Below are 10,615 nucleotides of genomic sequence, written 5' to 3'. Positions count from 1 at the left end.
TGGTGGCTTACCCGGGAATCGAACCCGGTACACCTTGATTAAAAGTCAAGTGCTCTACCGATTGAGCTAGTAAACCAAGTTGGCTGGGATAGCAGGATTCGAACCTACGAATACCGCAGTCAAAGTGCGGTGCCTTACCGCTTGGCGATATCCCAGCGTATGGGGTGAACGATGGGACTCGAACCCACGACAACCAGTGCCACAAACTGGCGCTCTACCAACTGAACTACGTTCACCATAATGGTGCGTTATCAGGGGATCGAACCCGGGACACCCTGATTAAGAGTCAGGTGCTCTACCAACTGAGCTAATAACGCATATCTGGTGCGTGTTAAGAGATTCGAACTCCTGGCCCACGCCTTAGAAGGGCGTTGCTCTATCCAGCTGAGCTAAACACGCATATTACCATTATTATATTATGTTTAATGGAGCGGGTGATGAGAATCGAACTCACGTAACTTGCTTGGAAGGCAAGGGCTCTACCATTGAGCTACACCCGCATATTAAATTTTAAGTGGTCGGGGTGACAGGGATTGAACCTGCGACCTCATGGTCCCAAACCACGCGCGCTCCCATCTGCGCCACACCCCGGTGTTGATGGTGCGTGTTAAGAGATTCGAACTCCTGGCCCACGCCTTAGAAGGGCGTTGCTCTATCCAGCTGAGCTAAACACGCTTATTCTTGTAAAGAACATAAATTATTTTATATCATTCTTTGTCACTTGTCAACATATTTTTTAACCACTTTTATGGAGCGGGTGATGAGAATCGAACTCACGTAACTTGCTTGGAAGGCAAGGGCTCTACCATTGAGCTACACCCGCATATTTATTTTAAAAGTGGTCGGGGTGACAGGGATTGAACCTGCGACCTCATGGTCCCAAACCACGCGCGCTCCCATCTGCGCCACACCCCGATATCTTTAATATCTCTCAGCGACAATGTTTATTCTACAATAGGATTAGCAATCCGTCAATACATTTTTTAAAAAATAATCTATATAAGAGAATTTTGGAGATTTAACTAGATATTTAATAATATTGTAAATTAATAACGGATTGCAAAAAAATATTATTCTATTTCTTTTAAATATATATTAGTCTTTTTATTTTCTAATATTTCTATAAATCCTAATGTCTTCTTCGCTCTTCCATAAGGTAATGTTATGCTCCCAGGGTTCATCATAGTTAATCCATCATGTTCATTTATTAAAGCTTTATGAGAATGCCCAAAAAGCACTATATCCGCTCCGACTTCTTTACCCTTATAGAATATAGTATTGTATTCATTCTTTACATTATACATATGCCCATGAGTCATATATATCTTTAATCCCATTATGTCTACTATTCTTTCAATAGGATACTCAGTGGAAATATCACAATTCCCTTTAACTGCATATACTTCACCATTAAAATCATTTAATAACATTTTTGTATCTGGAGCTCCATCTCCACAATGTAATATGATATCTACGTCTGATAAATATTTTTTTATAGCATTTATAGATGAAGCTTCATAATGAGAATCACTTAATACAGCAATCTTCATAATTTCCTCCTATAGAAACTCCTTTATAACTGCACTTATTTTCTTAAGCGCAATTCCTCTATGAGATATATTATTTTTTTCTTCCATTGTAAGCTCTGCAAAAGTCTTATTAAAAGGTTCATATAAGAATAGTGGATCATATCCAAATCCATCACAGCCTCTTTCTTCTTCTAATATATAGCCATTTACAGTTCCTGTTACTGATTTATATATATTTTTATCATTTATTAATGCTAATTGACAAACAAATCTAGCATTTCTATTATCATAACTAACGCCCTTTAAATTACTAAGTAATTTTTCATTATTTTTCTTATCATTTCCGTGCTCTCCAGCATATCTTGCTGAATATACTCCTGGTTCACCATTTAAATATTCAACTTCTAAACCGGAATCATCTGACATTACTATAAAATTACTTTCCCCTCTTTTTATCAACTCTTTATATATCTCTTCACTTTTCTTTTTTGCATTTTCTTCAAATGTTATTCCATCTTCTTCAACATCTATATCTAATCCGATATCTTTTAATGAAAAAACATTAATAGGCATACCTTCTAGAACCTTCTTTATCTCAATTATCTTCCCTTGATTATTACTTGCTATTATTAGCTTTTTCATATCATTATTTTCCTCCAGTACCTATCCAAAGCGCATCCATCTTTAAAGCATCCTTTTGTATTTGTACCATTTGTTTTATACCTTTTTGAGCTAAGTCTAATAAGTCATTTAAGTCAGCTCTACTAAATGGTGATTCTTCTCCAGTTCCTTGAATTTCTATAAATTCACCTTCATCCGTAGCAATAACATTCATATCTACCTTAGCGTTAGAATCCTCTTCATAACATAAATCTAAAATCTTTTCGTCGTTTAATATACCAACACTAGTTGCACTTACAAACTTTCTTATTGGATAAACTTCAAAAGGCTTTTCCTTATGTAGTTTATTTACAGCATCTACTAAAGCTACAAACGCCCCTGTAATAGATGTAGTTCTTGTTCCGCCATCTGCTTGTATAACATCGCAATCTATCCATATTGTTTTTTCACCAAGTGCTTTTAAATCCATTACTGATCTTAAAGCTCTTCCTATTAACCTTTGTATCTCCATAGTTCTTCCATCAACCTTTAATCTAGCTATATCTCTAACTTTTCTTGTTCCAGTTGATCTTGGAAGCATATTATATTCAGCTGTTATCCATCCTTCACCTTGACCTTTTAAAAATGGTGGAACCTTATCTTCTATAGATGCTGTACAAATAACTTTTGTATCACCAACTTCTATTAATACAGATCCCTCTGCATACTTTGTATATCCTCTAGTTATCTTAGTCGTTCTTACTTGTTCATTTTTTCTTCCATCTATTCTCATGATTTTACCTCCAATTCTTAATATTATTAAAATTTATGCACTATTTTAGCATTATCCTCATATTATTAATATAAGGATTAATGAAGAGGTGAAGAAATTGCGATATATAGGACCATTTTTTAGAATGAATAAACTATCTCAAAAAGAAATTAACGGCCAACTTTTTCACTTGTCTAAGGAGGCCATAAGGACGTTAGTTCTTGAGTCAAAATGTGGATTAGTTGATTCAGTTAAAAATTATAAAAAAACATCATCCTCCATTGATATTACCACATCTGGTAACTTTTCTCCACTACTATGTATATATAGGAAATCTTCTCCAAACTATATTCATAGTAAAAATTACAATGGATTTGATGAATCTTCCTTTAAAAAGGATATTTCTCCAATAACTAATGCATTAATGACTACAAGCATACTTGATTTAACTACTTATTACTCAAGATTTAAAGATGCCGATGAAAAATTATACTCTTACTCTAAAATATATAAAAAGTTATCTAGGGAACAACTTGATTTTTATTCAGTGAACTTAAGAAACAATGAAGGAATTTTCACCGAGAAAAAAAATCTTTCTGAGAATAACCATAAAGGATTTAACCTTACAGATAAAAATAATAAATTTAAATTTTCTGATCAAGCCTTTATGATGGTTGCTTATAACTTATATTCAATATTATATCCAGAAGATGAAATTTCAGAAGACTATAATAAGTTTTCACTCGAAATACTAGAAATGCTTAATGAGTTTAAAGAGAAAATATATGAATGTTCATTTGAAGAAATATGTAAAATCCTTACTGCAATAAATATTTTTTATAGTCATTCAAAAAATTCTGATGCTCAAGTTTTAATAATAGATTTAACAGATTTTCTTATTAATAAATTTGATGAAAAGGACTATTATATTGACTCTCTAGATTTTACATGCCTATTCTCAATAAACTTAATGTTGTCATTTAAACATACTCAAATGATTACATTTAATGAAAAAGCCAAAGAAATTATTAATAAATTAGTGTCTTTATATGATGATGAAAAGGAAGTTTTTCTTAAGCTTTCTGGTAAAAAGGATTTGAAATATTCATGTTTTGATATTGTCTTCTATTTCTTAGCTATTGTTATGTATTCAAAGGAATTCAATAAATATAATGAGTATAGAAATATGATTTCATCATTATACAGAAAATATTTTATAAATTCTGGTTTAATTACCGCTTGGCCTGAAGCTCCTACTCTAGATGATGCAGAGAGATATAAAGGATTAACCTTAAATTCAGCTGATATGTTAGAAGAAAACTTTTTTAGAATGCCTACAACTTCAACACCTACAAGCTTAGGCATAGCTCCAATTTTTAACAAAAGTATTTCTTACTCTAAAAAAAGAGATTCATTTTCACCATCAGGATCATCTTTTGACAGCTTTAAAAACATGTATATATATCAATTAATAATTTTCCTATTTAAAGATGACTTTATGCGTGAAGTAAACATACTCGACCATGAATCTTCTTATAGAAATGATTCCAATAATCCTATTATAGAAGATGAAAATGATGAAGACAATCTATCAAAAAAAGATATATCAGAAGTTGAAGATGAAGAGTTTGTAGAAGTTGAAAATAAAGAGTTATTAGATCCTTCTAATGATCAAAGCGAGAATTAAATAATCAAACTAAATCATAAAGACTGGGCTTTGCCCAGTCTTTATGATTTTTCTATTTTACTGTAATCTATATTTCCATTACCATCTAATAGCATATTTTTTATTTTACTATTTATAGCTATATTATCATTATAAAAAGCTAATGGTAAAACTTGATATGTGTTAAATAAATCATCTTCTAATTTTGAAAATAATTCTACTCTCTCGCCTTCTGTTTTTGCTAATAACAATTGATTTTTATACTTATCTGGAAGAAAATTTACTAATGCGTTGTATATAGAACTATCTCCTGAAAAATTTGAATCACCATGAATTAATGCTATATCATAATAGTTAACATCTTTAATAGAATTCATTTCATCTTTCGTAATTAATTTATAACTTAAATACATATCTGTATTGTTTGAAAACCAGTTTGATATATATTCACAAATTTCCTTATTTTGAGTGCCTTCTTCGGCAACTAATGAAATTTCATCTGGTTTATTCCATTCAACAGTATTATTACTCATAACTTTTCTAGCTTGAAGCTTAGCTAAGTCCCCTTTATCTTCTCTGAAATAACTTCCTTCAGCTAATTCTATGAACATACTATTTTCCAATTGATATTGTCCTATAGATTTATTTAATAATCCATATATATCTTTTTTCCCCTCTATTGGTATAGAGTCACTATTAGGATTAAATGTTAAATACATAGCTTTATTTGATTCTAATGTTATTAATCTATCCTCACTACTTAATCTACTTAATTGGCTCTTAGGTGGATTTATAACTATATCTCTTCCCCCAATCTCAAAAGCTGCCATAGCTAATTCTTCACCTTCATCTGCAACTATCTTAATTGTTGCAACCATATCTGTATTTGTACCGCTATTTCTATTAAGGGTCAATTCATCAATAGTCATATCTGAAATACTATAGTATCCTGAATAAATTAACTCACCATAATTTTGTCTTATATTTTCCCATAATAAAACGTTCTTTCTAAGCCTATATTGAGGTGTTGTTAATTCTTCAATAAATTTATCATCTTTTGAGTTTAATCTAAAAATAACATTACTATCTCCTGAAGTTATCCCTACATTTTCTGTAAAAGATCCTGTTCCATCCCTAAACGCTTTTGCTCCATATACATTTAATAAAGCACCTATATTCTCCTCTTCTTCTTCTGTTAATATCTCCCTAAAAAAAGTCACTATATCTTTAGGTGTTATCTTAGTTCCATCACTCCAATAAATATCTGACCTTATCTTAAAATCATATTCTAATCCATTATCCCTTACCTCAACACTTTCTGATAAGGAAGGAACTATATTTTTAGAATCATCTAATTCAACTAATCCCCTACTAGTTGCACATACTATATCTTGTATTCTCTTATCTAAACTTCCTACAGATTTAAAATCTGTTGGCACAGTAGATACTGAATATGTAAATATTTCTTTGTTTTGAGCTGTCTCTTGATTCACCACTTCTATAAATCCTAACAAAAACCCTATTAATAATGCAGTTGTTGCCACTAATAATATTACTTTCTTCATATATGCTTCTCCTTATGATTAGTATCTTTCTAAATTATAGACATCTAAGGTTAATAGTAAACATTAATATGAAATTTTATACATTTATTCGAATTTGTTCTAAACTATATTAATTTGTATGCTATAATATTTTTATATAAAATTTGGAGGTAATATTTATATGGATTTAGCTGTTCAAATTTTTCAAATAGTTTTTTATAGCATTGGTGCTTTATTTATGATAACTTTTTCTATCATAGGAATATGGAGTTTTATTATTTTTAATAAAACATATAAGGCTAGAAGAATACAAAATTATCTTTTAGAAAAAATATATCAAGCTATTAATCAAATTACTTATAAGAATAATAGCTCACTTAATGAAAATTCAGAAGAGGAATTGCTTAGCCTTGATGATTTAATTGATGAAGATGAAAATTAGAAATTTAGCAAAATAAAGATAGGGAAGGTATTTAGCCTTCTCTATCTTTATTTATAAATTAAATTATAATATCTATTTATTGAATTCTTAAATTCTAATATATCAAAGTATCTTCCAAACCTTAGTGTTTCTTTCCCATTAATAAATAGCAATAAAATAGGCAAAGAAAATATATCATATTGAGATGCTAACACCTTATTTTCTATTGCATTAATCTCAAGAAATTTAATTTCATTATAATCCTTAATAATATATAAAATTTTTTCTTTTATTGCATCACAAGCCCCACAAGTTGATCCACTAAAATATACAATACTTATTGGATTGTTCATTATTAACGCTTCCATAATTCCTCCTACTTCAATTTAAATGCTAACCTTTAATATATTTATTATATCACTTACTCATTTCATTTATAAAATTATCACTTTAGGCAATACTAGAACATGAGGTGAATAATTATGAAAACAAAAAATAAATATAGTTTATTACTTTTAGTAACTCTATCCATTATTTCCTTTATAACATTAATTCCTGCATCTTTAGTAAAAAGTAATAATTTAGGTGATGCTCAATTTGAACTTAAACCATTACCATATGCTTATGACGCATTAGAGCCTTATATTGATAAAGAAACTATGATGCTTCATCATGATAAACATGAAAAAGCTTATGTTGATAATCTTAATAAAGCCATTTCTAAATATCCTGAATTGTACTCTAAAGGATTAGAAGGATTGCTAGAGGATTTAGAATCAGTACCAGATGATATTAGAGAAGCTGTTAAAAATAACGCAGGTGGAGTATATAATCATGAATTCTTTTGGTCTATAATGTCTCCTACTAAAAATCAAAATCCTAAAGGAGACTTATTAAATGCAATTAATAGAGACTTTGAATCTTATGATAATTTTAAAACTAAATTTAAAGAAGCTGCGTTAGGTAGATTTGGATCTGGCTGGGCATGGTTAGTATCTGATAAAGATGGTAAGTTGTCAATTCTATCTACTGCAAACCAAGATAGTCCTATATCTTCATGTTTAACTCCTATTATAGGAATAGATGTTTGGGAACATGCATATTATCTTAAATATCAAAATAGACGTGCTGAATACATAGATAATTGGTGGAATGTAGTTAACTGGGAGCAAGCTGAAAAAAATTATACTAATAATAAATAAATTCATAGATTAAAAAGAGACTATTCACTAATTATTTAGTGCAACAACTTCTTTTTAATTAATAGTTGATAATAGATAATTAATATTATAATTCATGTAAGCTTATTTATGCAAAAGTGAATTAGCGAAAGGATAAAAAAGTTAATAAAAAAAACAACGAAAAACTCGTCTAAGTCAGTAAAATCAACAACTTAAAAGGGGCTCGCGTTTCCCTAGCCCCTTTTAAATTTTTCACTCTTAATCGTATATCAATCTCTTTTACTTTATTATTTATATATAAACTTTAAAACATTACTATAATCATGGTATGAAAATGATATTCCTTTATATTTATACTCTTTTTTTATTTTTCTCCAATCACTCTTTAATGCATCATATCCTTTGTAATAATAAGTAGTATTATCTGTAACACCATATTTATCATTCGGTGCTTGTGTTTCTGCTATTATATTAATCTTCTTATTATACATTTTACTTAAGTTAACTTCATCTTTTATATTTTTCACCGGCTTTTCTATATTATAATTCATTACAGCTATTTCATCCGAATTAATTATTATTTGTTCTATAATATCTTTTTCTAACCAGTATGGTATAACATTGATTAATTCTAAATCAGACTTCTTACAATATGAATATGACTTATGAAGCATCTTTATATATTCATCTTCATCCCATCCTTCATCTAATGTCCAAGGTTCTACATCTAGCACTATTGCTTTAATCTTTAAATCATTATCAACTTTTTCATTATAATCATTTATAAATTCTATTCTTTTAATAAACTTATTTACATCTTTATACCAATTTGCATCTCCAGTTAAAAAGTATACCTCTGCTTGAGTATTAGATTTAATATTTTCTATAAATCCACTAATTTCATCAACTGTTAATCCTGATAAGTTTTGATAAACTGTAGATATATTTAGATCATTAATAACCTTATACATATTGCCTAAATCATTATTTTTTATTACTTTAGTACTCCAAGAAAAAATACTAGTATTTTTTATGTTCATAATAGATAAACTATATATAGTAGTTAATATAATTATAATGATAATTATTGAGACTATTAATTTTATTATCTTCACTAGACTCCTCCCATTTATCTTTATAAATTATTTAACAGGCTTAAGGATTTTATTATCCTTAAGCCTGTTATCTTTAATTACTATATTATATTTTAAATTTACTAATTTATACTAGAATATTGTATTTTGCTCTTCTTTATCAAATAAATGAATTTTATTGGAATCAAATCCAAATTCTATTGAATCTCCAATCTTATAATCAACACCTGTTCTAGATTTAATTATAAAGTTTGCTCCATCCTTTTTAACGTGAATATATGTTTCTGCACCTAAGTTTTCTTTTAAATCAACTTCTCCTTTGAAAGTAACAACTCCTTCAGCTGCTAGCTCTTCCTTTGAATGATATATATTCTCTGGTCTTACACCAACTATAACTTCTAAGTTTTCAGCATTCTTTTCTTTTACTATCTTAGCCTTTTCAGTTGGAATCTCGATTAATTTATCAAATACTTTAACATAGTTTTTGCCATCCTTAACAAGGTTTTGTCCGTATGTCATATTCATTTGAGGACTTCCTATAAATCCTGCAACGAAAAGATTTGCTGGATGGTTATATATTTCAGTTGGTGAAGCAACTTGTTGGATAACTCCATCCTTCATAACAACTATTCTTGTTCCTAAAGTCATTGCTTCTGTTTGGTCATGTGTTACATATATAAATGTAGTATTTAATTTATTATATAACTTTGAAATTTCTATTCTCATTTGAACTCTTAATTTAGCATCAAGGTTTGATAAAGGCTCGTCCATTAAGAATACTTTAGGACTTCTAACTATAGCTCTTCCCATAGCAACTCTTTGTCTTTGTCCACCTGATAAAGCCTTTGGCTTTCTATCTAAAAGATGTTCTATATCTAGTATCTTTGCTGCTTCTCTAACTTTAGTATCTATTTCTTGCTTTGGTAACTTTCTAAGCTTTAATCCAAACGCCATATTTTCATATACTGTCATATGAGGATATAATGCATAGTTTTGGAAAACCATCGCTATATCTCTGTCTTTTGGAGCTACATCATTTACTAACTTATCATCTATGTATAATTCTCCTCCAGATATTTCTTCTAATCCAGCAATCATTCTTAGTGTAGTTGACTTACCACATCCTGATGGTCCAACGAAAACTATAAATTCTCTGTCCTCAATATCTAAATTGAAATCTTGAACTGCCTTAAATCCATTTTCATATACTTTTTGAATATTTTTCAAACTTAAACCTGCCATAATCTTCTCCTCCAAATTTATATATTAATAAAACGCTAATGGATTAACTCTTTTAATTAAATTTGTTAAGTTTTCATCCATAGCCAATTGAAATCCTACAACACCTTTAGATGTTTTTGCCATATAAACCATGTTTTTTAATCCAGACTCTTCTAAATAAGCTTTAACAATTTTACTGTTACTCTTGTCCATTCTTTCTGAACTTTTAACACTTGATATTTCTCTAATATTAAAACTTCCTATTTCTGTTCTTTTACTCTTATTCATTATCTTGAATATTACTAATTCATCTCCTGTAAGCTCATATTCATATTCAACTATAAGCTTCCTAGACAAAATGAAGACTCCTAAGTATATTAGCCCAAAAACTACTGCAAACACCAAATTCAACATTGCTGCAAACAATATTGCAAAAATTAACGAAACCTTAGATAAAATATTTAATATCTTTTCTAAACTTCCATAATCTTTAGTTTGAAACTGTTCATAAAAGCACTCCATACCTCAACCCCCTTATTGAATATCGTTTACAAAGGTTTATGGTTTTATTATAATATCTTTTTTAT

At 29.3% G+C, this 10,615-nt stretch carries 11 protein-coding genes and 10 tRNA genes; 3 read left to right on the top strand and 18 right to left on the bottom strand.

Going from position 1 to position 10,615, the window contains the following annotated elements:
- The 13 genes from I2E83_RS14780 to rph form a co-directional block, all read right to left on the bottom strand.
- A tRNA-Lys gene (locus I2E83_RS14780) sits at positions 1-76 on the bottom strand.
- Positions 77-80: 4 nt separating this feature from the next.
- Positions 81-155, bottom strand: a tRNA-Gln gene (locus tag I2E83_RS14775).
- 5 nt (positions 156-160) lie between these two features.
- A tRNA-His gene (locus tag I2E83_RS14770) sits at positions 161-236 on the bottom strand.
- Positions 237-241: 5 nt separating this feature from the next.
- Positions 242-317 (bottom strand) — tRNA-Lys (locus I2E83_RS14765).
- A 5-nt stretch (positions 318-322) separates the two neighbouring features.
- Positions 323-399, bottom strand: a tRNA-Arg gene (locus I2E83_RS14760).
- A gap of 27 nt (positions 400-426) precedes the next feature.
- Positions 427-500: transfer RNA gene (locus I2E83_RS14755), tRNA-Gly, on the bottom strand.
- Positions 501-515: 15 nt separating this feature from the next.
- Positions 516-591, bottom strand: a tRNA-Pro gene (locus tag I2E83_RS14750).
- 7 nt (positions 592-598) lie between these two features.
- Positions 599-675 (bottom strand) — tRNA-Arg (locus tag I2E83_RS14745).
- A 74-nt stretch (positions 676-749) separates the two neighbouring features.
- Positions 750-823 (bottom strand) — tRNA-Gly (locus I2E83_RS14740).
- Between the two features lie 16 nt (positions 824-839).
- Positions 840-915 (bottom strand) — tRNA-Pro (locus I2E83_RS14735).
- A gap of 155 nt (positions 916-1,070) precedes the next feature.
- Positions 1,071-1,550 (bottom strand): metallophosphoesterase, encoded by a 480-nt coding sequence (locus I2E83_RS14730; RefSeq protein WP_195264368.1) that lies wholly within the window; start codon positions 1,548-1,550, stop codon positions 1,071-1,073.
- Between the two features lie 9 nt (positions 1,551-1,559).
- The gene (locus I2E83_RS14725) at positions 1,560-2,171 is read right to left on the bottom strand and encodes an XTP/dITP diphosphatase (RefSeq protein ID WP_195430714.1); all 612 of its coding nucleotides are present in this window, start codon (positions 2,169-2,171) and stop codon (positions 1,560-1,562) included.
- Positions 2,172-2,175: 4 nt separating this feature from the next.
- Positions 2,176-2,922: a ribonuclease PH gene (gene rph, locus I2E83_RS14720; protein WP_195264370.1), complete on the bottom strand. Its 747-nt coding sequence runs from the start codon at positions 2,920-2,922 to the stop codon at positions 2,176-2,178.
- A gap of 97 nt (positions 2,923-3,019) precedes the next feature.
- Here rph and I2E83_RS14715 point away from each other — a divergent pair, with 97 nt between their 5' ends.
- Positions 3,020-4,588, top strand: coding sequence for a hypothetical protein (locus tag I2E83_RS14715; protein ID WP_195264371.1), 1,569 nt, complete (start codon positions 3,020-3,022; stop codon positions 4,586-4,588).
- Between the two features lie 41 nt (positions 4,589-4,629).
- Here the strand turns inward: I2E83_RS14715 and I2E83_RS14710 are convergent, their stop codons facing one another.
- On the bottom strand, positions 4,630-6,132 hold the full coding sequence (locus tag I2E83_RS14710; RefSeq protein WP_195264372.1) for an ABC transporter substrate-binding protein: 1,503 nt from the start codon (positions 6,130-6,132) through the stop codon (positions 4,630-4,632).
- 160 nt (positions 6,133-6,292) lie between these two features.
- Here I2E83_RS14710 and I2E83_RS14705 point away from each other — a divergent pair, with 160 nt between their 5' ends.
- Positions 6,293-6,553, top strand: a complete 261-nt coding sequence (locus I2E83_RS14705; RefSeq protein ID WP_195264373.1) for a Vpu — start codon at positions 6,293-6,295, stop codon at positions 6,551-6,553.
- A gap of 47 nt (positions 6,554-6,600) precedes the next feature.
- On the opposite strand, the gene I2E83_RS14700 is transcribed toward I2E83_RS14705, so the two are convergent.
- Positions 6,601-6,900, bottom strand: a complete 300-nt coding sequence (locus I2E83_RS14700; RefSeq protein ID WP_195264374.1) for a thioredoxin family protein — start codon at positions 6,898-6,900, stop codon at positions 6,601-6,603.
- 114 nt (positions 6,901-7,014) lie between these two features.
- On the opposite strand from I2E83_RS14700, the gene I2E83_RS14695 reads away from it, so the two are divergent.
- Positions 7,015-7,734 carry a superoxide dismutase gene (locus I2E83_RS14695; protein ID WP_195264375.1) on the top strand — a complete coding sequence of 240 codons (720 nt, stop codon included), beginning with the start codon at positions 7,015-7,017 and terminating at the stop codon, positions 7,732-7,734.
- A 266-nt stretch (positions 7,735-8,000) separates the two neighbouring features.
- On the opposite strand, the gene I2E83_RS14690 is transcribed toward I2E83_RS14695, so the two are convergent.
- The 3 genes from I2E83_RS14690 to I2E83_RS14680 form a co-directional block, all read right to left on the bottom strand.
- Positions 8,001-8,828 (bottom strand): hypothetical protein, encoded by an 828-nt coding sequence (locus tag I2E83_RS14690; protein ID WP_195264376.1) that lies wholly within the window; start codon positions 8,826-8,828, stop codon positions 8,001-8,003.
- 111 nt (positions 8,829-8,939) lie between these two features.
- Positions 8,940-10,049 (bottom strand): sn-glycerol-3-phosphate ABC transporter ATP-binding protein UgpC, encoded by a 1,110-nt coding sequence (ugpC, locus tag I2E83_RS14685; RefSeq protein ID WP_195264377.1) that lies wholly within the window; start codon positions 10,047-10,049, stop codon positions 8,940-8,942.
- 24 nt (positions 10,050-10,073) lie between these two features.
- Positions 10,074-10,550 carry a hypothetical protein gene (locus tag I2E83_RS14680; RefSeq protein WP_195264378.1) on the bottom strand — a complete coding sequence of 159 codons (477 nt, stop codon included), beginning with the start codon at positions 10,548-10,550 and terminating at the stop codon, positions 10,074-10,076.
- Positions 10,551-10,615: the final 65 nt, after the last annotated feature.

It is taken from the genome of Clostridium sp. D46t1_190503_E9 (assembly GCF_015555225.1).
GTDB lineage: Bacteria > Bacillota > Clostridia > Clostridiales > Clostridiaceae > Clostridium.
The sequence above is the reverse complement of the archived record's forward strand: the minus strand, read 5'-3'. Positions and strand labels throughout refer to the sequence as shown.